General features: G+C 70.4%; 21 protein-coding genes and 1 pseudogene. 17 read left to right on the top strand and 5 right to left on the bottom strand.

Annotated elements, in window-relative coordinates; genetic code table 11:
- Positions 1-3 precede the first annotated feature (3 nt).
- The 3 genes from AU194_RS00160 to AU194_RS00150 are packed head-to-tail and all read left to right on the top strand — an operon-like array spanning position 4 to position 2,308.
- Positions 4-531 (top strand): bifunctional adenosylcobinamide kinase/adenosylcobinamide-phosphate guanylyltransferase, encoded by a 528-nt coding sequence (locus AU194_RS00160; RefSeq protein ID WP_059087230.1) that lies wholly within the window; start codon positions 4-6, stop codon positions 529-531.
- Positions 531-1,565 carry a nicotinate-nucleotide--dimethylbenzimidazole phosphoribosyltransferase gene (cobT, locus tag AU194_RS00155; RefSeq protein WP_059087493.1) on the top strand — a complete coding sequence of 345 codons (1,035 nt, stop codon included), beginning with the start codon at positions 531-533 and terminating at the stop codon, positions 1,563-1,565. The genes AU194_RS00160 and cobT overlap by 1 nt, the downstream gene beginning before the upstream one ends.
- Positions 1,562-2,308, top strand: coding sequence for an adenosylcobinamide-GDP ribazoletransferase (locus AU194_RS00150; RefSeq protein WP_059087229.1), 747 nt, complete (start codon positions 1,562-1,564; stop codon positions 2,306-2,308). The genes cobT and AU194_RS00150 overlap by 4 nt, the downstream gene beginning before the upstream one ends.
- Positions 2,309-2,312: 4 nt before the next feature.
- On the opposite strand, the gene AU194_RS00145 is transcribed toward AU194_RS00150, so the two are convergent.
- Both AU194_RS00145 and gcvT read right to left on the bottom strand, forming a co-directional pair.
- Complete coding sequence (locus AU194_RS00145) at positions 2,313-3,419, bottom strand: branched-chain amino acid aminotransferase (protein ID WP_059087228.1); 1,107 nt, start codon at positions 3,417-3,419, stop codon at positions 2,313-2,315.
- A gap of 23 nt (positions 3,420-3,442) precedes the next feature.
- Positions 3,443-4,537 (bottom strand): glycine cleavage system aminomethyltransferase GcvT, encoded by a 1,095-nt coding sequence (gene gcvT, locus AU194_RS00140; RefSeq protein WP_059087227.1) that lies wholly within the window; start codon positions 4,535-4,537, stop codon positions 3,443-3,445.
- 25 nt (positions 4,538-4,562) lie between these two features.
- Here gcvT and AU194_RS00135 point away from each other — a divergent pair, with 25 nt between their 5' ends.
- Positions 4,563-6,077, top strand: coding sequence for a leucyl aminopeptidase (locus AU194_RS00135; protein WP_059087226.1), 1,515 nt, complete (start codon positions 4,563-4,565; stop codon positions 6,075-6,077).
- On the opposite strand, the gene AU194_RS00130 is transcribed toward AU194_RS00135, so the two are convergent.
- Positions 6,074-7,840: an SDR family oxidoreductase gene (locus AU194_RS00130; RefSeq protein ID WP_059087492.1), complete on the bottom strand. Its 1,767-nt coding sequence runs from the start codon at positions 7,838-7,840 to the stop codon at positions 6,074-6,076. The genes AU194_RS00135 and AU194_RS00130 overlap by 4 nt on opposite strands.
- An 8-nt stretch (positions 7,841-7,848) precedes the next feature.
- Positions 7,849-8,199: a hypothetical protein gene (locus AU194_RS00125; RefSeq protein ID WP_059087225.1), complete on the bottom strand. Its 351-nt coding sequence runs from the start codon at positions 8,197-8,199 to the stop codon at positions 7,849-7,851.
- Positions 8,200-8,346: 147 nt separating this feature from the next.
- Here AU194_RS00125 and sucB point away from each other — a divergent pair, with 147 nt between their 5' ends.
- The 7 genes from sucB (at position 8,347) to AU194_RS00090 (ending at position 16,310) form a co-directional block, all read left to right on the top strand.
- On the top strand, positions 8,347-10,143 hold the full coding sequence (gene sucB / locus AU194_RS00120; protein ID WP_059087224.1) for a 2-oxoglutarate dehydrogenase, E2 component, dihydrolipoamide succinyltransferase: 1,797 nt from the start codon (positions 8,347-8,349) through the stop codon (positions 10,141-10,143).
- A gap of 6 nt (positions 10,144-10,149) precedes the next feature.
- Positions 10,150-11,061, top strand: coding sequence for a TIGR01777 family oxidoreductase (locus AU194_RS00115; RefSeq protein ID WP_059087223.1), 912 nt, complete (start codon positions 10,150-10,152; stop codon positions 11,059-11,061).
- A gap of 17 nt (positions 11,062-11,078) precedes the next feature.
- Positions 11,079-11,774, top strand: a complete 696-nt coding sequence (gene lipB / locus AU194_RS00110; RefSeq protein ID WP_059087222.1) for a lipoyl(octanoyl) transferase LipB — start codon at positions 11,079-11,081, stop codon at positions 11,772-11,774.
- 10 nt (positions 11,775-11,784) lie between these two features.
- A complete protein-coding gene (gene lipA, locus AU194_RS00105; RefSeq protein WP_059087221.1) occupies positions 11,785-12,732 on the top strand; it encodes a lipoyl synthase in 948 nt (315 codons plus the stop codon).
- A 4-nt stretch (positions 12,733-12,736) separates the two neighbouring features.
- Positions 12,737-13,489, top strand: coding sequence for a DUF4191 domain-containing protein (locus AU194_RS00100; RefSeq protein WP_059087220.1), 753 nt, complete (start codon positions 12,737-12,739; stop codon positions 13,487-13,489).
- A 51-nt stretch (positions 13,490-13,540) separates the two neighbouring features.
- Positions 13,541-15,355 carry an amidohydrolase gene (locus AU194_RS00095; RefSeq protein WP_197417469.1) on the top strand — a complete coding sequence of 605 codons (1,815 nt, stop codon included), beginning with the start codon at positions 13,541-13,543 and terminating at the stop codon, positions 15,353-15,355.
- Between the two features lie 97 nt (positions 15,356-15,452).
- Complete coding sequence (locus tag AU194_RS00090) at positions 15,453-16,310, top strand: endonuclease domain-containing protein (protein ID WP_231743112.1); 858 nt, start codon at positions 15,453-15,455, stop codon at positions 16,308-16,310.
- A gap of 39 nt (positions 16,311-16,349) precedes the next feature.
- Here AU194_RS00090 and AU194_RS00085 read toward each other — a convergent pair whose 3' ends face one another.
- The gene (locus tag AU194_RS00085; RefSeq protein WP_059087218.1) at positions 16,350-16,832 is read right to left on the bottom strand and encodes an RDD family protein; all 483 of its coding nucleotides are present in this window, start codon (positions 16,830-16,832) and stop codon (positions 16,350-16,352) included.
- A gap of 147 nt (positions 16,833-16,979) precedes the next feature.
- Between AU194_RS00085 and glnA the strand changes: the two genes are divergently transcribed.
- The 6 genes and pseudogenes from glnA to AU194_RS00055 all read left to right on the top strand — a co-directional run bounded on the left by glnA (position 16,980) and on the right by AU194_RS00055 (position 22,574).
- A complete protein-coding gene (glnA, locus tag AU194_RS00080; protein WP_059087217.1) occupies positions 16,980-18,416 on the top strand; it encodes a type I glutamate--ammonia ligase in 1,437 nt (478 codons plus the stop codon).
- A gap of 61 nt (positions 18,417-18,477) precedes the next feature.
- Complete coding sequence (gene dtd / locus AU194_RS00075; RefSeq protein ID WP_059087490.1) at positions 18,478-18,909, top strand: D-aminoacyl-tRNA deacylase; 432 nt, start codon at positions 18,478-18,480, stop codon at positions 18,907-18,909.
- A 32-nt stretch (positions 18,910-18,941) separates the two neighbouring features.
- Complete coding sequence (locus AU194_RS00070) at positions 18,942-19,481, top strand: DoxX family protein (RefSeq protein ID WP_059087216.1); 540 nt, start codon at positions 18,942-18,944, stop codon at positions 19,479-19,481.
- Positions 19,482-19,544: 63 nt separating this feature from the next.
- A pseudogene (locus AU194_RS00065) lies at positions 19,545-21,178 on the top strand (PP2C family protein-serine/threonine phosphatase).
- Positions 21,175-22,239, top strand: coding sequence for a B12-binding domain-containing protein (locus AU194_RS00060; protein ID WP_059087215.1), 1,065 nt, complete (start codon positions 21,175-21,177; stop codon positions 22,237-22,239). The pseudogene AU194_RS00065 and the gene AU194_RS00060 overlap by 4 nt, the downstream one beginning before the upstream one ends.
- A complete protein-coding gene (locus tag AU194_RS00055; RefSeq protein ID WP_059087214.1) occupies positions 22,236-22,574 on the top strand; it encodes an STAS domain-containing protein in 339 nt (112 codons plus the stop codon). The genes AU194_RS00060 and AU194_RS00055 overlap by 4 nt, the downstream gene beginning before the upstream one ends.
- Positions 22,575-22,581 lie beyond the last annotated feature (7 nt).

Raw genomic sequence — 22,581 nt, 5'->3', positions numbered from 1 at the left:
ACGGTGCGCACGCTCGTACTCGGCGGCATCCGCTCGGGCAAATCGCAGTGGGCCGAAGCCGACATCGCTGCGGCGGCGCGAGGTCCCGTCCGCTACGTGGCCACCGGGGCCCGGGCCGATCGCGACGAGGAATGGGCGCGGCGGGTGAGCGCGCACCGGCGGCGCAGACCCGAGGACTGGTCGACCGTGGAGACCACCGACGTCGCCGCGGCGCTGCGCACTGATCCCGCGGCGCCGACCCTGGTCGACGACATCGGCGGCTGGCTGACCGCCGAGATGGACCGCTGCGACGCGTGGAACGGGGGCTCACCGGCGACCGGCGCCGACGCGCTGGTGGCCGCGGTCGCCGCGTTCACCGCTCCCCTGACGCTGGTCAGCCCGGAAGTCGGGCTGACCGTCGTGCCCGCCACCAGGGCGGGCCGCCTGTTCGCCGACGAACTCGGCACCCTCAACCAGAGGTTGGCCGCGACGTGCGAGCGGGTCGTGCTGATCGTGGCGGGCCAGCCGCTCACGTTGAAGGAGCCGTCGTGATGTTCGCCGATGTCGTGCCACCGGACGCCGGCGCCGCCGCCGAGGCGCAGGCCCGGCAGGGCCGGCTGACCAAGCCGGCGGGTGCGCTCGGGCGGCTCGAGGAACTCTCGGTGTGGGTATCGGCCTGCCAGGGGGTGTGCCCGCCGCGTCAGTTCAGCCGACCGCGGGTGGTGGTGTTCGCCGCGGACCACGGTGTCGCCGCGGCCGGGGTGTCGGCGTATCCGGCGGAGGTCACCGCGCAGATGGTCGCCAACATCTCCGCGGGCGGGGCGGCGATCAACGCGCTGGCCGAGGTGGCCGGGGCGGGTGTGCGGGTCGTCGACGTCGCGGTGAACTGCGACGAGCCGCTGACACCTGCGATCGGTGCGGTCAAGGTGCGCCGCGGCAGCGGCAACATCGCGGTCGAGGACGCGCTCACCGACGACGAGACCGAGGCAGCGCTCGAAGCCGGCCGACGCCTGGCCGACGACGAGGTCGACTCCGGCGCCGACCTGCTGATCGCCGGCGACATGGGTATCGGGAACACCACGGCGGCAACGGCTTTGATCGCGGTGCTGACGAACTCCGAACCCGTCGTCGTGGTGGGTCGCGGCACCGGCATCGACGACGCGGGCTGGGCGCGCAAGACCGCGGCGGTCCGCGACGCGATGTACCGCGCCCGCACCGTCGCGGCCGACCCCGTCGCGCTGCTGCGGATCTGCGGCGGTGCCGATCTGGCCGCGATGGCGGGATTCGTCGCACAGGCCGCGGTGCGGCGCACCCCGGTGCTCCTGGACGGTCTCGTGGTGACCGCTGCCGCGCTGGCGGCCGACCGGCTCGCCCCGGGGGCGCGGCAGTGGTGGCAGGCCGGGCACCGCTCCCCCGAACCCGGCCACACCCTGGCCCTCGACGGCCTCGGCCTCACGCCGATCATCGACCTGGGCATGCGGCTCGGTGAGGGCACCGGCGCGGCGGTGGCGCTGCCGGTGGTGCGCGCCGCGGTCGCCGCGCTGGCCGGGATGGCCACGTTCGACGAGGCCGGCGTCTCGTCGTGATCCGTTCCCTGGCAGGCGCTTTCGCGTTCGGAACCGTGCTGCCGGTACCCGCGTCGCGCATCGGGACACTGGGCCGCGGCACGCTGACCGCACTGCCCGTCGTCGGGATCGCGCTGGGCGCGCTGGCCGCGGCGGTGCTGTGGGCGGGTGCGTGGGCGTTCGGGCCGCACAGCGCGTTGACGGGCCTGCTGGCGGTGGCGGTGCTGCTGCTCGCGACCCGGGGCATGCACATCGACGGGCTGTCGGACACCGTCGACGGGTTGGGCTGCTACGGGGCGCCAGAGCGTGCGCTACAGGTGATGCGCGACGGGACGGCGGGCCCGTTCGGTGTGGCCGCGGTGGTGGTGGCGGTGGGCGCGCAGGCGTCGGCGTTCGCGGCGCTGCCCGGTGGGTGGCAGGGCGCGGCCAGTGTGGTCGCGGCGGTGACGGCGGGCCGGGCCGCGGCGCTGGTGGCCTGCCGGCGCGGGGTGCCAGCGGCGTCGGGCAGCGCACTGGGCGGCAGCGTGGCGGGCACCCAGCCGCTCGCGGTCGCGTTGGTGTGGCTGACAGTCGTTGCCGCACTTGCTGTTCCAGCGACCGAACGGCTCTGGCAGGGTCCGCTCGCCGTGGTGGTCGCGGCGGGTGTGTGCGCGCTGCTGGTCCGGCACTGTGTGCGCCGGTTCGGCGGCATCACCGGTGACGTGCTGGGCGCCGCGGTCGAGGTGACGACGACGTTGGTCGCCGTCGGCCTCCTGATCCGCTGATCGCTCAGTTGAGCCGCGACATCCAGCCGTGGGTATCGGCGAAGGTGCCGCGCTGGATGCCGGTGAGCGTGTCGCGCAGCGCCATCGTGATCTCGCCGGGTTCGCCGTCGGCGATGGTGAACTCACCGTCGTGGTGTTTGACGTGGCTGACCGGTGTGATCACCGCGGCGGTACCGCACGCGAAGACCTCGCTGATCTCACCCGCGGCGGCCTTCTTCTGCCATTCGTCGACGTCGATCTTGCGTTCCTCGATGCTGAACCCGGCGTCGGTGGCCAACTGCAGCAACGAATTTCGCGTGATCCCCGGCAGCAGCGACCCGCTCAGCTCGGGCGTCACCAGCCGGGCCGAACCCCCGCTGCCGAACACGAAGAACAGGTTCATCCCGCCCATCTCTTCGACATAGCGGCGTTCGATCGCGTCCAGCCACACCACCTGGTCGCACCCGTTCTCGGCGGCCTGCGCCTGCGCGAGCAGCGACGCCGCGTAGTTCCCGCCGAACTTCGCCGCACCGGTGCCGCCGGGGCTCGCGCGCACGTACTCGTGCGACAGCCACACGCTGACCGGTTTGATGCCGCGCGGGAAGTACGCCCCGGCGGGTGAGGCGATCAGCAGGTAGCGGTACTCGTTGGCCGGCCGGACACCGAGGCCCGGTTCGGTCGCGATGATGAACGGCCGCAGGTACAGCGACTCCTCACCGCCGGCGGGCGGCACCCACTGCTCGTCGATCGCGATGAGCCGCCGCAGCGAATCGAGGAAGACCTCCTCGGGCAGTTCCGGGATGGCGATCCGGCGCGCCGAGGAGCGCAGTCGGGCGGCGTTGGCCTCCGGACGGAACGACACCACCGAACCGTCGGCCCAGCGGTAGGCCTTGAGCCCCTCGAAGATCTCCTGCGCGTAGTGCAGGACGACCGCCGACGGGTCGAGCTGGATCGGGCCGTACGGGATCACCTGCGCGTTGTGCCAGCCGGCGTCGACGGTCCAGTCGATCGAGACCATGTGGTCGGTGTGGTAGCGGCCGAAGCCGGGGTTGGCCAGGATCTCGGCGCGTACCTCGTCGGTCGCCGGCTCCGCGTTGCGGTGAACGGTGAACTCGAGGGGGCCGTCAGTCATGGGAAGAATTGTATCTCCGGTGGCTAGCGGGTTTTCGCGGTGACGAACGGGGGCTTGACGACCTCGCACTCGACACGCCTGCCGCGCACGTCGACCTCGACGCGGGCCCCGTCGGCGATGTCGCGGTCGGTGTCGAGCAGCGCCAGCGCGATGCCCACCTTCAGGCTCGGCGAGAACGTGCCCGACGTCGTCGCCCCGACCGCGGTGTCCCCGTCGAACACGGTGAGGTCCGGCCGCAGCACGCCGCGTCCGACCGCGCGCAGCCCGCGCAGCAGTCGCCTCGGGCCTGCCTCCTTCTCGGCCAGCAGCGCCTCGCGGCCCCAGAAGGCGTCTTTGCGCCAACCGACCGCCCAGCCGCAGCGGGCCTGCAGCGGCGAGATCTCCGGGGACAGCTCGTGGCCGTGCAGCGGGTAGCCCATCTCGGTGCGCAGGGTGTCGCGGGCGCCGAGCCCGGCCAGCTCACCACCCGCGGTCCGCACGGCCTCCACCAGCGCGTCGAACACCGCCGGTGCGTCGTCCCACCGCGGCAGCAGTTCGTAGCCGTGCTCACCGGTGTAGCCGGTGCGGCAGACCCGCACGGTCATGCCGTTCAGGTCGGCGTCGGCGTATCCCATGTAGTCCATGTCGGTGGGCAGCCCAAGGCCGCCGAGCACCTCCGCGCTCTTCGGGCCCTGCACCGCCAGTACCGCGTAGGAGCGGTGCTCGTCGGTGACGGTGATCCCCTCGGGCGCACGGTCGGCCAGCGAGGCCACCACCGCGGCGGTGTTGGCGGCGTTCGGTACCAGGAAGATCTCGTCGTCGGAGACGTAGTAGGCGATCAGGTCGTCGATCACCCCGCCGGAGTCGTTGCAGCACAACGTGTATTGCGCCTTACCGGGCCCGATGCGGTTGAGGTCGTTGGTGAGCGCGGAGTTGACGTAGGCCGCCGCGCCCGGACCGCGCACCAGCGCCTTGCCAAGATGGCTGACGTCGAACAGTCCGACCGTCGTGCGGGTGGCGGTGTGCTCGCCGACCGTGCCCGCGTAGGACACCGGCATCAGCCAGCCGCCGAACTCGGCGAACGTGGCACCCAGCTCGCGGTGCCGGTCTTCCAGGGGGCCGTGCAGGGGTTCACTCACGCTTCACACCTTAGGGTGGTTTCTCGTGAGCACCGATCCCGGCTACCAGGCCCCCGTCGTCACCGTCAGTTCCTCCATCCCGCGTCGCGGTGTGGGCGAGGCCGTGCTGATCGTCCCGGTCGTCTCCCGCGGCGACGCGGCCGCGGTCCTCACCCGCGATCCGTTCCTCGCCGACGACGCCGTCCGCGAGATCGAGGCCGCCCTCACCGCGCTCGGCGCCACCGGCGGGGAGGGCCAGACCCACCGCCTCGTCGTGTCGTCGCTCCCGGTCGCCAGCGTGCTGACCGTCGGTCTCGGCAAGGACCGCGACGAGTGGCCCGCCGACACCGTGCGACGGGTGTCCGGCGTCGCGGCCCGCTCGCTCGACAAGGTCGCCGCGGTGTTGACGACGCTGTCGGTGCTCGACCTCGGCGCGGCGATCGAGGGTCTGATCCTCGGCGCCTACCGCTTCACCGAGTTCCGCAGCGACAAGACCGCACCGAAGGACGGCGGTCTGCGCGCGATCACGGCGCTGTCGAAGGAGTCCAAGGGCAACGCCCGCGACGCCGCGCAGCGCGCCACCGACATCGCGACCGCCGTCGCGACCGCCCGGGATTTCGTGAACACCCCGCCCAGCCACCTCTACCCCGACGAGTTCGCCAAGCGCGCCAGGGCGCTCGGTGAGTCCGCCGGGCTGACCGTCGAGATCCTCGACGACAAGGCGCTGGCCAAGAACGGGTACGGCGGCATCGTCGGGGTCGGCAAGGGGTCATCGCGGCCGCCGCGGATGGTGCGGCTGAGCCACAAGGGCGCGAAACGGAAGGGCAAGAAGGTCGCGCTGGTCGGCAAGGGCATCACGTTCGACACCGGCGGCATCTCGATCAAGCCCGCGGCCAACATGCACCACATGACCTCCGACATGGGCGGGGCGGCCGCGGTGATCGCCACCGTCGTGCTGGCGGCCAAGCAGAACCTGCCGATCGACGTGATCGCGACCGTGCCGATGGCCGAGAACATGCCGTCGGCGACCGCGCAGCGACCCGGCGATGTCCTCACCCAGTACGGCGGCACCACCGTCGAGGTGCTCAACACCGACGCCGAGGGCCGGCTGATCCTGGCCGACGCGATCGTGCGCGCGTGCGAGGACGAGCCGGACTACCTGATCGAGACGTCGACGCTGACCGGCGCCCAGACCGTGGCGCTCGGCTCGCGGACGCCGGGTGTGATGGGCAGCGACGCGTTCCGCGACCGGGTGGCGAGCCTGTCGCAGCAGGTCGGCGAGAACGCATGGGCGATGCCGCTGCCCGAGGAGCTCAAGGACGACCTGAAGTCAACGGTCGCCGACCTGGCCAACGTCAGCGGTTCGCGCTTCGCGGGCATGCTCGTCGCGGGCACCTACCTGCGCGAGTTCGTCGCCGACGGTGTGGAGTGGGCGCACATCGACGTCGCGGGTCCGGCGTACAACTCCGGCGGTCCTTGGGGTTACACAGGTAAGGGCGGCACCGGGGTGCCGACGCGGACGATGTTCGCGGTCCTGGAGGACATCTCCAGGGCGGGTTAGAGCACCCGGCCGCGGGCGGTGCTGCGCAACGCCTGCGGCAGCACCCGGGAGACGCCGTAGACGAAGTACGCCTCCGGCATCACCGGCCGGATCGCCTTGTTCGCCTTGACCGCCGCGACGATCGCCTTGGCCGCCTTGTCCGGCCCGTAGCGGCGCAGCGCGAACACCTTCTGCAGTTGCCCGCGCCGCCCGGCGACGTCGCCGGTGCGGTCGGCCGGGGCGTGGATGCGCGTGTCCCGGACGATGTTGGTGTTGACCGTGCTGGGGCAGATCGTGGTCAACCCGATCCCCGCCTCATCGAGTTCGGCGCGCAGGCAGTCGGAGAACATGTACACCGCGGCCTTGGACGTGCAGTAGGCGTTGAGCGACTGCAGCGGCGCGTACGACGCCATCGACGCGACGTTGACGATGTGGCCGCCGGTCCCCCGCTCGACGAGCCGGCGGGCGAACGCCCGGCAACCGTTGACCACACCGCCGAGATTGACGTCGAGCACCCGGTCCCACTGGTCGCGCGGGGTGTCGAGGAAGCGGCCCGCCTGTCCGACACCGGCGTTGTTGACGACGATGTCGGGCACGCCGTGGGCGGCGCACACCTCGTCGGCGAACCGTTCGACCGCGTCGGCGTCGGAGACGTCGAGGCGGTAGGCGTGCGCGGTGCCGCCGGCGGCCTCGATCGCGGCCGCGGTCTCTTTCGCCCTGGCCTCGTCGATGTCGCTGACGACCAGTTCTGCGCCTTCGCGGGCGAACGCCAGCGCGGTCTCACGGCCGATCCCGCTACCGGCACCGGTCACCGAAACCAGTGTGTCCGAGAAGTATTCGCCCGACTCGCCGACCCGGGCCCGGCGCAGTTCGCGACTGGCGGGCCCGCCGTCGACGTGCTCGGCGAGTTCGGTGACCGCGCGGGCGATCACCGGCGCGTGCGACATCGGCGACCAGTGGCCTGCGCGCAGTTCGCGGCGCCACAGCCGCGGCACCCACTGGCCGATCTCGTCGTACACATAGGGCCGGATGAACGCATCGCCGGTGTTGACGATCAACTGCACGGGCACCTCGACGGGCCGCACCGGGCGCGGCGAGAGGATCGAGCGGAAGTAGTTGGCGCGGTACACCTTCACGCTGCGCGCGGCGTCGGCGTGGTAGGTGTCCGAGTGCAGCAGCCGGTCGGCCGGCACCTTCTCGCCGACCCGCTGGTACTGGCGCAGTCCCTCGGCGATGAATGCGCGCACGAGCACCGGCGCCAGCAGCGGCACCGACAGCAGGATCATGTAGGTCAACCGGGCGAACTGGCTGAGCGCACGCCCGAGGCGGCGGATCCGGTAGGGCCGTTTGAGCCCGTCGATGACGTAGCGGTAGACGTGGTCGACGCTCGGACCCGACAGCGAGGTGAACGACGCGACGCGTTCGGCGGCCTCTGCGCGGGTCAGGTACTCCCACATCCCCGTCGAACCCCAGTCGTGGGCGACCACGTGGACGCGTTGTCCGGGCGCGACCGCGGCGGTGACGGCGGCGAAGTCGTCGGCGTAGTGCGCGGTGGTGTAGGCCGACGCGCGTTTGGGCGCCGAGGTGGGGCTGACGCCGCGGTTGTCGTAGCGCACGACGTGGAAGTGGTCGGCGAGTTCGGCGGCGACGCCGTCCCAGACGACGTGTGAATCGGGCCAGCCGTGCACGAGGACGACCGTGGGTCCGTCGGTGTTGCCCTGTTCGTAGACCGCGATGCGCGCGCCGTCGGTGCTGTCGACGAAACGGGGTGCGGGTCGGGACATGTGGCGGTTCACCCTTCGAGTTCGCGGCGGGCGGCGCGTTTGCGTTCGATACGCCTGCGGGCGTCATAGTCGCGCATGCGCTGCGGGTAGCCGACTTTCTGGACGTCGTAGACGGGGATCTTGAGTCGGTCGGACAGCTTCCTGGCACCCGAGTCTCCCCCGGCGCGACGCCTGGTCCATTCCCCGTCGGCGGCGACGAGGACGACGGTGACGTCGGTGACCGTGGTCTTCGGTTCGATGTAGGCCTCGACGCCGCGGTGTTCGGCCACCCATTGGCGCAGGTACTGGAGGTCGGCCGCGGGATTGCGGCCGTCGCCGCGCGCGGTGCGGCGCCCGCGCAACCTGTCGAACAGTCCCACGTCGTCCTCGGCTCTCGTCGGATCCCTCTTGATAGTGCCAGAGCGAGCTGTTGCCGAGTCTCTCGGCGAAAGCTGGGTATGAACGTGGAAGGATGGGGCGCGAGTTCGCCCACCCCTGCGACTGATCGTTCGAAGGAGCCAACACACATGGCCGTCTCTGTTCAGATGCCCGCTCTCGGCGAGAGTGTCACCGAAGGCACCGTCACCCGGTGGCTCAAGCAAGAGGGTGACACGGTCGAACAGGACGAACCCCTACTCGAGGTCTCGACCGACAAGGTCGACACCGAGATCCCGTCCCCAGCTTCCGGTGTGCTGCAGAAGATCGTGGCCCAGGAGGACGACACGGTCGAGGTCGGCGGCGAGCTCGCCGTCATCGGCGACGCGGGTGAGGACTCGGGTGAATCCTCAGACGAGTCTTCCGATGACGAGTCGGAGGAAGAGGACCAGGATGAGCCGGCCGCCGAGGAGGAATCCGAGAGCGAGCCCGAGCCCGAGCCGGAGCCGGAGCCCGAACCGAAGAAGGAGTCGAAGCCGAAGTCGTCAGGTTCGGCGACTCCGGTGAAGATGCCCGAACTCGGCGAGTCGGTCACCGAGGGCACGGTCACCCGGTGGCTGAAGAAGGTCGGCGACTCCGTCGAGGTCGACGAGCCGCTGCTGGAGGTGTCGACCGACAAGGTGGACACCGAGATCCCGTCGCCGGTGGCGGGCACGCTGCTCGAGATCATCGCCGAGGAGGACGACACCGTCGAGGTCGGCGGCGAACTGGCGCGCATCGGTGACGCCGACGAGGCCGACAGCGAGCCGGAACCCGAGCCCGAGCCCGAACCGGAACCCGAGCCAGAACCGGAACCCAAGCAGACCAAGCCCGAGTCGAAGCCGTCGGAGGAGAGCGCGCCCGAGCCGAAACAGGAGTCGAAGCCGGAGCCCAAGAAGGAGTCGAAGCCCGAGCCCAAGCAGGAGGAGGCCGAGTCCGGCGACGGCAGCGGTCCGTACGTCACTCCGCTGGTGCGCAAGCTGGCCGCCGAGCACGACGTCGACCTGGCATCGGTGAAGGGCACCGGCGTGGGTGGGCGCATCCGTAAGCAGGACGTGCTCGCCGCGGCGGAGGCGAAGAAGGCCCCCGCGTCGGACACCGAGGAGGCCGCCGAAGCCCCCGGCAAGACGCCGGCCGCCTCGACCGCCGGGCCGAACGCCAATGCTGCCGACGCCCCGTTGGCGCACCTGCGCGGCACCACGCAGAAGGCCAACCGGATCCGTCAGCTGACGGCGAAGAAGACGCGCGAATCCCTGCAGGCCACAGCGCAGTTGACGCAGACCCACGAGGTCGACATGACCAAGATCGTGGCGCTGCGGGCCAAGGCGAAGAACGACTTCGCCGAACGCGAGGGCGTCAACCTGACCTACCTGCCGTTCATCGCGCGGGCCGTCATCGACGCGCTCAAACAGCATCCGAACATCAACGCCAGCTACAACGAGGACAGCAAGGAGATCACCTACTACGACGCCGAGCACCTCGGCTTCGCGGTCGACACCGAGCAGGGTCTGCTGTCGCCGGTGATCAAGAACGCCGGCGACCTGTCGCTGGCGGGCCTGGCCCGCGCGATCGCCGACATCGCGGCGCGCGCCCGCTCCGGTGACCTCAAACCGGATGAGCTGTCGGGCGGCACGTTCACGATCACCAACATCGGCAGCCAGGGCGCGCTGTTCGACACGCCGATCCTGGTCCCGCCGCAGGCGGCGATGCTCGGCACCGGCGCGATCGTGAAGCGGCCGCGGGTGATCGTCGACGAGTACGGCAACGAGCTCATCGGTGTGCGGTCCGTGTGCTACCTGCCCCTGACCTACGACCACCGCCTCATCGACGGCGCCGACGCCGGTCGCTTCCTGACCACGATCAAACGGCGACTCGAAGAGGGTGCGTTCGAGGCAGACCTGGGGCTGTGACGCCCGGTGACTGACGCCGCCGCGATCGCGATAGCGGGCTCTTCGGGGCTGCTCGGTTCGGCGTTGGTCTCGGCGCTGCGATCCGCCGACCGTCGGGTCGTGCGGATCGTGCGCCGGGCCCCGTCGAACGCCGACGAGTTGTTCTGGAACCCCGACAGCGGCGACTTCGACCCCGGTGCACTGCGCGGGGTCGACGCCGTCGTCAACCTGTGCGGGGTCAACGTCGGGCAGCGGCGCTGGTCGGGCTCGTTCAAACAGAGCCTGCGCGACAGTCGCATCACGCCCACCGAGGTACTGGCCAACGCCGTCGCCGAGGCGGGCGTGCCGGTGCTGGTCAACGCCAGCGCGGTCGGCTACTACGGCGACACCCGCGGGCGGGTCACCGACGAATCCGGCCCCGCGGGCGACGGTTTCCTCGCGCAGTTGTGCGTGGACTGGGAGGCGGCGACGGCGGCGGCCTCGGCCGACGGCGCCCGCGTGGTGCTGCTGCGCACGGGTCTGGTGCTCTCCCCTTCGGGCGGCATGCTGGCGCGGCTGCGGCCGCTGTTCAGCCTGGGTCTCGGAGCGCGGCTGGGCAACGGCAGGCAGTACATGCCGTGGATCAGCCTCGAGGACCAGGTCCGCGCGATGCTGTTCGCGATCAACCACGATGAGGTGTCCGGACCGCTGAACCTCACCGGCCCGGCCCCGGTGACCAACGCGGAGTTCACCACCGCGCTGGGCCGTGCGGTCAACCGGCCGACCCCGCTGATGGTGCCCGGCTTCGCCCTGCGCGGGCTGCTCGGCGAGTTCGCGGACGAGGGGTTGCTCGGCGGTCAGCGCGCCATCCCCGCCGCGCTGGAGAACGCCGGCTTCGCGTTCCACCACAACACCGTCGGTGAGGCCCTGGCCTACGTCACCGGCCCGCGCGACGCCTGACGAGTAGCGTCGAGCACATGGCGAGTTCGATCAGGTCGTCGGCGGTCGCGGTTGAGGTGCGGCGGCTGGGCACCGTCGACTACGTGGACGCCTGGGAGCAGCAGCGCCGCCTCCTCGACGCGCGCGTGGCCGGCGGCCCGGACACGCTCCTGCTGCTGCAGCACCCGTCGGTCTACACCGCGGGTAAGCGCACCGAACCCCACGAGCGACCCGTCGACGGCACGCCCGTCGTCGACACCGACCGGGGCGGCAAGATCACCTGGCACGGGCCCGGACAACTCGTCGGCTACCCGATCATCGGGCTGGCCGAACCGCTGGACGTGGTGAACTTCGTGCGCCGCGTCGAGGAGGCGCTGATCGCGGTGTGCACCGAACTCGGCCTGCCCGCGGGACGGGTCGAGGGCCGGTCCGGGGTGTGGTTGCCCGCCGACGGGCCGCGGCCGGCCCGCAAGATCGGCGCCATCGGCATCCGGGTGTCCCGCGGGACGACGCTGCACGGGTTCTCCCTCAACTGCGACTGCGACCTGTCGGCGTTCTCGGCGATCGTGCCGTGCGGCATCGCCGACGCGGGCGTGACGTCACTCACCGCCGAACTGGGCCGCCGGGTCACCGTCGCGGAGGTCACCGACGCCGTCGCACAACGGGTCTGCGATGCGCTGGACGGGCGGCTCGCACTGTCGGGCGTAGCATCTACACCTACGCCTCCGGCGTAGCATCTACACAGTGACAGTCACTCCTCCTGAAGGTCGCAAGCTGCTGCGTCTCGAGGTGCGCAACGCCCAGACGCCGATCGAGCGCAAACCCCCGTGGATCAAGACCAGGGCCAAGATGGGTCCGGAGTACAAAGAGCTCAAGTCGCTGGTCAAGCGCGAGGGTCTACACACGGTCTGTGAAGAGGCCGGCTGCCCCAACATCTTCGAATGTTGGGAGGACCGCGAGGCCACCTTCCTGATCGGCGGCGAACAGTGCACCCGGCGCTGCGACTTCTGCCAGATCGACACCGGCAAACCCGCCGAACTCGACCGTGACGAACCGCGCCGCGTCGCCGAGAGCGTGCAGGCGATGGGTCTGCGGTACTCGACGGTCACCGGCGTCGCCCGCGACGACCTGCCCGACGGCGGTGCCTGGCTGTACGCCGAGACGGTCCGCGAGATCAAACGGCTCAACCCCAACACCGGTGTCGAACTGCTGATCCCCGACTTCAACGGCGACCCCGGGCAACTCCAGCAGGTGTTCGACTCGCGTCCGGAAGTGTTGGCGCACAACGTCGAGACGGTGCCGCGCATCTTCAAGCGGATCCGGCCCGCGTTCCGCTACGAGCGCAGCCTCGGGGTGCTGACCGCCGCGCGCGCCGACGGCCTGGTCACCAAATCCAACCTGATCCTCGGCATGGGCGAGACCCCCGACGAGGTGCGCACCGCGCTGGTCGACCTGCACGAGGCGGGGTGCGACATCGTCACGATCACCCAGTACCTGCGCCCGTCGCCGCGCCACCACCCCGTCGAACGCTGGGTGAAGCCGGAGGAGTTCGTCGAGTTCGCGGAGTACGCCGAGGGCCTCGGCTTCGCCGGGGTGCTCTCGGGTCCGCTGGTGCGGTCGTCGTATCGGGCTGGCCGGTTGTACGCGCAGGCTGCGCGGCTGAAAGAGGCCGCGACGCCACCCGTATCCTGAGGGTATGGCCAAGACCCGCAACACCGCCGCTACCAAGGCTGCCAAAGCCGAGGCGAAGGCCGCCCGCAAAGCCGCGTCGAAGCAACGGCGCAGTCAGCTCTGGCAGGCGTTCCAGATCCAGCGCAAAGAGGACAAGCGGCTGCTGCCGTACATGATCGGCGCGTTCGTCCTGATCGTCGCGGTGTCGGTCACCATCGGCGTCCTCGCGGGCGGGTTCACGATGTACACGCTGATCCCGCTCGGCATCATCCTCGGCGCGCTGGTCGCGTTCATCATCTTCGGCCGCCGGGCGCAGAAGTCGGTGTACCGCAAGGCCGAGGGTCAGACCGGGGCCGCGGCGTGGGCGCTGGACAACCTACGCGGGAAATGGCGGGTCACCCCGGGTGTGGCGGCGACGGGCCACTTCGACGCGGTGCACCGGGTGATCGGCAGGCCCGGCGTGATCTTCGTCGGCGAGGGCAACCCCGGCCGGGTCAAGCCGCTGCTCGCCCAGGAGAAGAAGCGCACCGCCCGCCTCGTCGGCGACACCCCGATCTACGACGTCATCGTCGGCAACGCCGACGGTGAGGTCCCGCTGGCCAAGCTCGAACGCCACCTCAACAAGCTGCCCGCCAACATCACCGTCAAGCAGATCGACGCGCTGGAGTCGCGGCTGGTCGCCCTCGGCACCAAGATCGGGCCCGCGGCGATGCCGAAGGGCCCCATGCCCGCGCAGGCGAAGATGCGCGGGGTGCAGCGCACAGTCCGCAGGCGCTGACCGGCGCGTCGAAAACCTGATTTCGAGCTGACGCCCGCGATAATTCCGCGGATGTGCACAGCGTGTGAATGGGCGCCCCACTTCGTGCGGTTCGGTGACCGCCCCAGCCGCCGGACGGTGTTACGCGCCGCCGCGACCGTGGCCGCCGCCACCGCGATGACGGCCTGTTCCACCACCTCCCAGTCCCCCGGTCCGGCGACCTCGTCGGCCGCCGGCGACGATCCGGCGGACTTCGTGTTCCGCAACGGCAGGGTCTACACGGTCGCGGGTCCGCAGCCGTGGGCGCAGGCGGTGGCCGTCAAGGGCAACACGATCACCTACGTCGGCGACGAACCCGGTGCGATGGCACTCGCGGGCCCGGCCACCCGCGTCGTCGACCTCGGCGGCAAGCTGCTGATGCCCGGGTTCGTCGAGGGCCACACGCACCCGTTCCTCGGCGCGTTCCTCACCTCCGGCGTCGACCTCCAGGTGCCCACCGGCGAGGATGCGCTGCGCGCCATCGAGCAGTACGCCCAGGCCAATCCGAACGGCCCGATCCGCGGATTCGGTTGGCGCGTGGACATGTTCGGCCCCGACGGCCCCACCCGTGGGGACCTCGACCGCGTCGTCCCCGACCGTCCCGCATTCTTCTTCGCCATCGACGGGCACAGCCTGTGGGCGAACAGCAAGGCGCTCGAGATCGCAGGCGTCACCCGCGACACCCCCGATCCGATCCCCGGCTTCAGCTACTACGCGCGCGACGCGAACGGCGACCCCACCGGCTACATCCTCGAGGTGAACGCCGTACTCGGCCTGGTCAACGCCGTCGAGCCGATCTCCCCCGACACCATGGGCGAGCTGATGGAGGCCTGGCTGCCGAAGGCGTCGGCGGCGGGCATCACCTCGGTGTTCGACGCCGGCGTGCCGCCGATCGGCGACGATCAGGCCGCGCTGCTGCGGCTCTACACCGACGTCGAACAGCGCGGTCAGCTGCCGTTCCGGGTGGTGGCGTCGTATTCGGTGCGTTCGGCGCCGGTCGATGGAGCCGTCGACGCGCTCAACACGATCCGCGGTGAGATCTCCGGGGACCTGGTGTCGGTCGACGTGGTCAAGATCGTCGGCGACGGCACCCAGGGCGGTTACACCGCGTGGCTGATCGAGCCCTATGCCGACAAGCCGGACTCCACCGGCGGTTCACCGTTCACCGAGGAGCAGTGGCATCAGCTGATCGGCGCCGTCGACGCCGCCGGCTACGACGTGCACGTGCACGCCTGCGGTGAGCGCACCGCGCGGGTCGCGCTCGACGCCATCGAACGCGCGATCGCCGCCAATCCCCCGCGAGACCGCCGCCACGCCGTCGCCCACCTGGTGTTCGTCGAGGACAGCGACAACCCCCGCTTCGGCGAGCTCGGCGTCGTCGCGCAGTTCTCGGCCAACTGGATGTCGGCCGACCCCGACACCATCGAGAACATGGGCGCGCGCTATGGGTCGCCGCGCAAGGAGCTGATGTACCGGCCGCAGGCCGTGCTGAAGTCCGGTGGGCGCATCTCGCTGGGCACCGACTGGCCGGCCGCCGGGTACTTCTCGACGTACAAACCGCTGGACTCGATCCAGGTCGGGGTGACGCGTCAGCTGGTTCAGGACGCGAATGCGGCGGTCCTCGAACCGGCCGACGAGAAGCTGACGGTCGCCGAGGCCGTGCATGCGAACACCCTCGGCGCGGCCTATCAGATCCGGCTGGACGACAAGGTCGGCTCGATCGAGGTGGGCAAGCTGGCGGATCTGATCGTGTTGGATCGCGACATCTTCGAGATCGATCCGCACGACATCCACCAGGCGATGGTCACGCTGACGATGATGAACGGGCAGATCCGCCACGAAGCTTGACGCCGAGCGTTAGCTCGTGCGCGAGTTTCGCGCGATTTCTCGAGAAGAAGCTCACGTTCGGCGGGGATGGAACCTGCGCCGGGCGTGACGGCGTCTTATCGGCGTGCACTACCCGTTCCTCGGCACCGAAGCGCTGGCGGCCGGAGCCGTCAACCGGTACCAGTTGGCGACCCGCCACGACCCGTTGTTCCGCAACGTGTACGTGCCGAAGGGGCAGGCGATCACGCCGGTCGACAAAGCCGTCGGCGCGTGGCTCTGGTCGGGCCGACGCGCGACCGCGGCCGGGCTGTCGGCCGCGGCGCTGCACGGGACGAAGTGGATCGACGCGGCCCTGCCCGCCGAGCTCAACCAGCCGAGCAGGCACAAGACCGCGGGCATCTTGCTGCACAGCGACACCCTCACCGACGGCGAGATCTGCCGCGTGCGAGGCATTCCGACGACGACGCCGGCCCGCACCGCCTTCGACCTCGGCCGCCGAAAAGGACTCACCCTGGCGGTCATCCGCCTCGACGCACTCCGACAGGCGACGCGGCTACCGGTCGACGACGTCCAGACCCTGGTCGACCGTCATCGGGGCGCCCGCGGCGTCGTGCAGCTGCGCCGCGCGCTGGCGCTGTCGGACGGCGGAGCGGAGTCCCCGCAAGAGACGCGCACCCGCCTGATCCTCACCACCGCCGGGATGCGCCCGACCCACACCCAGATCGAGGTGTACGACCATTACGACTTCGTCGGCCGCATCGACATGGGTTACCTGCGGTGGAAGGTCGGCGTCGAGTACGACGGGCCGCAGCACTGGACCGACCCGACGGTCCGCGACCGCGACCTCGAGCGACGGGCCCGGCTCGCGGCGCTGGGTTGGCGCATCGTCCACGTCAACGCCGAGATGCTGCGGTACCGGCCGGCGATCATTGTCGGCCGCACCGAGGCCGCACTCGCCGCAGCCGGCCGAGCGTGAGCTCGTGCGCGAGTTCCGCGCGATTTCTCGAGCCGAAGCTCACGTTCGGCGCACGACGGCGGTCTTGGTCGCCAGATCGTGCAGGCCGCGCAGGTCGGCGTCGGTGAACAGCGCCGGGATGACGAGCGTGATCAACAGCCCGCGGAGCAACGCGCGGCCGAGGCCGACGTGGGCGCGGGCGTCCATCGACACCACGGTCAGCCCGAGCGCGAACTGGCCGGGGGTGAAGCTGAACAACCGCACCGACACCGCCCCCAGCAGGAACCAGATCAGCAGGATCGCCGTGGACATCGTGCCCACCGACAGCCACCCGACGGTCATCGCGAGTGCGGCCAGACCGTAGGCGATGAACCAGTCGACCAGCAGGGCGGCGACGCGGCGGCCGAACCGTGCGATCGAGCCGGGGCCGGTGTCGGGCAGACCGAGCCGGTGACCCGGATAGTCATTCGGTGGTTGGCCCGGGCCGCCGGGTCCGCGGTTGGATTCCGGACCGGACAGCCAGGACCCGAGCGCGCGGGCCATACTGATGAGGATAGGCGGGCAGGTCGCGCCCGCCTCGAGCCCGGGTGTGATGCTCCGCCGTAACTTCGGCGCAACATGCGGTTGACGACCGTGCAACATCGTGTCCCTAGCGTCAACGCCCGGGTTACCAGTAAAGGAGAGAACTCAGTGGCAGATAAGACGGCCGACGACATCATCAAGCAGATCAAGGACGAATCCGTCGAGTACGTCGACATTCGGTTCTGCGATCTGCCCGGCGTCGTCCAGCACTTCTCGATCCCGGCTTCGGCGTTCGACGAGAGCGTCTTCGAAGACGGACTGGCGTTCGACGGCTCGTCTGTCCGCGGCTTCCAGTCGATCCACGAGTCGGACATGATGCTGCTGCCCGACCCCGCGACCGCGCGCATCGATCCGTTCCGGCACGCGAAGACGCTCAACATGAACTTCTTCGTGCACGATCCGTTCACCCGCGAGGCCTACTCCCGCGATCCGCGCAACGTGGCCCGCAAGGCGGAAAACTACCTGGCCAGCACTGGTATCGCCGACACCTGCTTCTTCGGCGCCGAGGCGGAGTTCTACATCTTCGACTCGGTGACCTTCGACTCGCGCATCAACGGCACCTCCTACGAGGTGGACTCGGTGTCGGGTTGGTGGAACACCAGCGAACCGTTCGAGGCCGACGGCAGCCCCAACCTGGGTTACAAGGTCCGCCCCAAAGGTGGCTACTTCCCCGTCGCCCCGTACGACCACTACGTCGACCTGCGCGACGAAATGGCGACCAACCTGCAGAACGCCGGGTTCGTCCTCGAGCGCGGCCACCACGAGGTGGGCACCGCCGGCCAGGCCGAGATCAACTACAAGTTCAACACGCTGCTGCACGCGGCCGACGATGTGCTGCTGTTCAAGTACATCATCAAGAACACGGCGTGGAAGAACGGCAAGACCGTCACCTTCATGCCCAAGCCGCTGTTCGGTGACAACGGCTCCGGTATGCACGCCCACCAGTCGCTGTGGAAGGACGGCCAGCCGCTGTTCCACGACGAGTCCGGCTACGCGGGCCTGTCCGACCTGGCCCGCCACTACATCGGCGGCATCCTGCACCACGCCCCGTCGCTGCTGGCGTTCACCAACCCGACGGTGAACTCCTACAAGCGTCTGGTGCCGGGTTACGAGGCCCCGATCAACCTGGTCTACAGCCAGCGCAACCGCTCGGCGTGTGTGCGTATCCCGATCACCGGCAACAACCCGAAGGCCAAGCGCCTCGAGTTCCGCTGCCCGGACAGCTCGGGCAACCCGTACCTGGCGTTCGCGGCGATGCTGATGGCCGGTATCGACGGCATCAAGAAGAAGATCGAGCCGATGGCCCCGGTCGACAAGGACCTCTACGAGCTGCCGCCGGACGAGGCCGCCAGCATCCCGCAGGCGCCGACCTCGCTGGCCGCGGTGATCGACAAGCTCGAAGAGGATCACGAGTACCTCACCGAGGGTGGGGTGTTCACCGAGGATCTGATCGAGACCTGGATCTCCTACAAGCGGGAGAACGAGATCATGCCGATCCAGATCCGTCCTCATCCGTACGAGTTCTCGCTGTACTACGACGTTTAATCAAGCGTCCAAGGGCCGGGTGGCGTTCGCGCCGCCCGGCCCTTTCGCTTGGATGGAGCCCATGCGAGTTCTGGTGCAGCGCGTGTCGCGGGCGAGTGTGACGGTCGACGGTCAGGTGGTCGGCGAGATCCGGCCGCAGTCGCAGGGTCCGCTCGCCCTCGTCGGCGTCACCCACACCGACGATGTCGCCGTCGCCCGCAAGATGGCCGAAAAGCTCTGGCAGCTAAGGATTCTCGACGGTGAACGTTCCGCCGCCGACGAGACCGCACCGATCCTGGTCGTCAGCCAGTTCACGCTCTACGCCAACACTGTCAAGGGCAGGCGCCCGTCGTGGAACGCCGCGGCCCCTGGTCCGGTCGCCGAACCGCTGGTCACCGAATTCTGCGACGCGCTGCGCGAACTCGGCGCCGACGTGCAGACCGGCGTCTTCGGAGCGCACATGGCTGTGGAACTGGTCAACGACGGTCCGGTAACAGTGCTGCTGGAGCTCTGAAAATCGATGCCGCCTGAGCGTAAAGTCGGCCCATGGCGACCAATTTCGACGCTCGATTGGCGAACTACTCCTCACCGCTCCTGAGCCTCTTCCGGATCGTCTTCGGATTGGCCTACGCACTGCACGGTTCGATGAAGCTGTTCGGTTGGCCGCTCGGCCAGTCGGTCCCCGTCGGCACCTGGCCCTACTGGTGGGCAGGTCTGATCGAATTCGTCCTCGGCATCCTCATCACCATCGGCCTGTTCACCCGTATCGCGGCGTTCATCGCCTCCGGTGAGATGGCGGTGGCCTACCTGTGGCAGCACCTGCCGAACGGGTTCTGGCCGTACGACCCGGGGGTCGGCGGCAACGGCGGCGAGCCTGCCCTGCTGTACTGCTTCGGTTTCCTGGCGCTGGCGGGCCTCGGCGCCGGCGCCTGGTCGGTGGACTCGCGGCGGCGGGGCCGCACGTTGGCGGGCGGGGTCGGGGCCAACCGCGTCGTCACCGGGACCGCCGCCCCCGCCGGCTACGCGACCGGACAGCCGGTGCGCCGGGGCGGCCTGCTCAGCCGCTTCCGCAGGCCGCGCTACTAGCTGGCCCTCGACCGCGGGGCACTGTAGCGTCGGCAAAGGCGATTTCCGCGGCGAGGAGGCGACATGGGTGGGGACGGTCCCATCGGCGGCAGCACCGCCATGGGCCTCGGGTCCGCGTGGTCATCCGTTCCCCACCCGGTGATCGTCGCCGACGCTGCCGGGATCATCCGCGCCATCAGCGCCAAGGCGACCACGCTGCTCCCCCAGGCCGTGGTGGGTGCCCCCTTGGACGACGCCGCACCCCGCTGGCTGTCCCACGCGCATCGCGAATCGGCGCCGCAGCCGGTCTCGGGTTCGGTGCAGGGCAAACGCTTCGAAGCGCACCCGACCGTCCTCGACGGCGAGGTGGCGTGGTGGTTGGTCGAGGAGGCCGGCGGCGATCTACGTGACGCCCGGCAGGCCCTGACCCGCGAACAGGCCCGCACCGCGTTCCTCGACGAGGCCTCGGCGGTGCTGATGGCCACCCTCAACGTCGACCGCTGTACGGCGGCCGCGGTCCAGCTGGCCACCCGGCATCTGGCCGATGCGGCGGCCATCGTCGCTCCGCTGACCGCGCACCGGATCCTGCCGGTGGTGTGCGGCGACGGCAGCACGGTGGAGCAGCGCCAGATCGACGCCGACCCCGCCGTCGTCGCGGGCCTCAATGAGGCGCTGCGCGGATTCCCGCCCGTACCGCCACGCTGGCACGACGCCGCCGCACTGCCGGATTGGCTTGTGCCGCAGAACTTCCGGGGTTCGGTGGGTTCGGTGTTGATCACCCCGCTCCCCGGGCTCGGGGTGCCCGCCGGCGCGCTGGTGCTGATGCGGCGCACCGCCGAGCCGGTTTTGACGACGACGAGGAACTCTCGGCGCGGTTGTTCGCGGCCCGGGCCGGTGCCGCCCTGTCGGCCGCCGCGCTCTACGCCGAGCAGTCGGCGATCACCCGCACCCTGATGCGCGATCTGATCCCGCCCCGGCTGCACCGCGTGCACGGTTTCGAACTGGCAGGCGGATACCGCGCCTCGGAGGACCACCAGGAGGTCGGCGGCGACTTCTACGACGTGCACCCCGGCATCACCCCCGAGGACGACACGCTGGTCGTACTCGGCGACGTCTGCGGTAAGGGTCTGGAAGCCGCGGTCATGACCGGCAAGATCCGCAACACGCTGCAGGCGCTGGCGCCCCTGGCCCGCGACCACAACGGTGTGTTGCGGCTGCTCAACAGCGCGCTGCTCTCGGCCGACCACACCCGGTTCGCCACCCTGGTGCTCGCGTCGGTGGTCCGCCGCGACGGTGAGGTGGCATTGCGGTTGACCAGTGCCGGGCACTGCGCACCGCTGATCGTGCGCGCCGACGGTCACGTCGAGGAGGCCGACACCCACGGCCACCTGGTCGGGGTGCTCGAGCAGATCCGGGCGCAGACGTTCGAGACCACACTGGCGCCCGGCGAGACCTGCGTGCTCTACACCGACGGTGTGACCGAGGCCCGCGGCGGTCCACTCGGCTCCGAGATGTTCGGCGAGCAGCGCCTCACCGAGGTCCTCGAACAGTGCGCCGGGATTCCCGCCGAGGCCGTCGTCGAGCGGATCATGATGGTCGCGACGCAGTGGGTGAACCGCCGCGAGCACGACGACATCGCCGTGGTCGCGATCACCGCGCCGCGCCGCGCGCACCTGAGCGCGGTCGACGGCCATACCGCGGGCCGGTTCACCGCGTGAGCCCCGCGATCGAGGCCGCGCGCGGGCAGCTGTGGAGCGCCGTGGTCGACGGTGACGAATATGCCGCGGCCGCAGCGGTTTTCAGTGCGATCGACGCGGGCATGGCCCCGGAGGACGCGTTGCTCGAGGTCATCGCGCCGGTCCAGCACCGCGTCGGCAGCGAGTGGGCCGCCAACCGGCTCACCGTGGCCCAGGAGCATGCCGCCACCGCCATCAACGACCGGGTGATCGCGGCGCTGGCTCACCACCCCGCTAGCGCGACGACGCCGAAGGCGGGCCGGGTGACGGTGGCCTGCATCGACGGCGAATGGCATGCGCTGCCCGCGCGTCTGCTCGCCGAGGTGCTGCGGCTACGCGGCTGGCAGGTCGACTTCCTGGGCGCCCAGGTGCCGACCCCGCACCTCATCGCCCACGTGCACCGCACCGGCCCGGTCGCGGTGGCGCTGTCGTGCTCCATCCCGACCGGGCTGCCCACCGCGCACACGGCGATCACCGCTTGCCAGGCCGCGGGTGTGCCGGTCATCGTGGGCGGGGCGGCGTTCGGGACGGACGGGCGGCGGGCCCGCCTGCTCGGCGCGGACGGCTGGGGCCCCGATGCCCGCGCGGCCGCCGAAAGCCTCAGTCGCGGTGTGCCGCGCCGACGTCGGCCGTCGGCGCATCAAGCCATCGACGATCTGCCCCATCTCGGCGACCAGGAGTACACCATGGTCAGCCGGACGGCCCCGCAACTGGTGCGGGCGACCCTCGACGATCTGGAAAACCGGTACCCGGCCATGCGGACCTACACCGACCAGCAGCGCCGGCACACCGCCGAGGACATCGCCCACATCGTCGACTTCCTGGCGACCGCGCTCTACCTCGACGACGACGAGCTGTTCACCGGGTTCATGACGTGGACCGCGGAGATCCTGCTCGCCCGCGGCGTACCGGCCGACTCACTGCACCCGGCGCTGGAATCGCTGCAGGGCCAACTGGTCGACTTCCCCCGCTCTCAGCGGCTGCTCGCGACCGCCGCGGTCGCGTTGGGCCGCACCGTCGCCGACCGGGAGCCGATCGCATGAACCTCACCGTGTCCGTCGACGCCGAACACCACGCCGCCACCGTGCGTATCAGCGGTGACCTCGACGCCGCCACCACCGACGGGTTCGTCGACACCGCGGGCCGCGTGCTCGACGAGCACCCCGAGGTTCGCGCGCTGCACATCGACTGCGCCGAACTCGGCTTCTGCGATTCGGTGGGGCTGTCCGGGCTGCTGCTCGTCGACCGCAGGGCGGCGGCCGCGAACGTCGACCTGCACATCGACAACCGGCCCGCCTACTTCGAACGGATCCTCGGCCTCACCGGCATCCTCGACCACCTCGGCACGCGGGACGCCGAACGCGACGAGATGAGTTGAGCCGCCC

This window comes from Mycobacterium sp. GA-2829, from assembly GCF_001499965.1.
Lineage (GTDB): Bacteria > Actinomycetota > Actinomycetes > Mycobacteriales > Mycobacteriaceae > Mycobacterium.
This window is presented reverse-complemented; position numbering and strand designations above follow the sequence as displayed.

Excerpts from the sequence above, each read along its gene's own strand:
- cobT (WP_059087493.1), top strand. The coding sequence starts at position 531 with ATGTTCGCCGATGTCGTGCCACCGGACGCCGGCGCCGCCGCCGAGGCG.
- AU194_RS00145 (WP_059087228.1), bottom strand. The coding sequence starts at position 3,419 with ATGACTGACGGCCCCCTCGAGTTCACCGTTCACCGCAACGCGGAGCCG.
- AU194_RS00130 (WP_059087492.1), bottom strand. The coding sequence starts at position 7,840 with ATGTCCCGACCCGCACCCCGTTTCGTCGACAGCACCGACGGCGCGCGC.
- sucB (WP_059087224.1), top strand. The coding sequence starts at position 8,347 with ATGGCCGTCTCTGTTCAGATGCCCGCTCTCGGCGAGAGTGTCACCGAA.
- lipB (WP_059087222.1), top strand. The coding sequence starts at position 11,079 with ATGGCGAGTTCGATCAGGTCGTCGGCGGTCGCGGTTGAGGTGCGGCGG.
- AU194_RS00100 (WP_059087220.1), top strand. The coding sequence starts at position 12,737 with ATGGCCAAGACCCGCAACACCGCCGCTACCAAGGCTGCCAAAGCCGAG.
- AU194_RS00095 (WP_197417469.1), top strand. The coding sequence starts at position 13,541 with ATGTGCACAGCGTGTGAATGGGCGCCCCACTTCGTGCGGTTCGGTGAC.
- AU194_RS00085 (WP_059087218.1), bottom strand. The coding sequence starts at position 16,832 with ATGGCCCGCGCGCTCGGGTCCTGGCTGTCCGGTCCGGAATCCAACCGC.
- dtd (WP_059087490.1), top strand. The coding sequence starts at position 18,478 with ATGCGAGTTCTGGTGCAGCGCGTGTCGCGGGCGAGTGTGACGGTCGAC.
- AU194_RS00070 (WP_059087216.1), top strand. The coding sequence starts at position 18,942 with ATGGCGACCAATTTCGACGCTCGATTGGCGAACTACTCCTCACCGCTC.
- AU194_RS00055 (WP_059087214.1), top strand. The coding sequence starts at position 22,236 with ATGAACCTCACCGTGTCCGTCGACGCCGAACACCACGCCGCCACCGTG.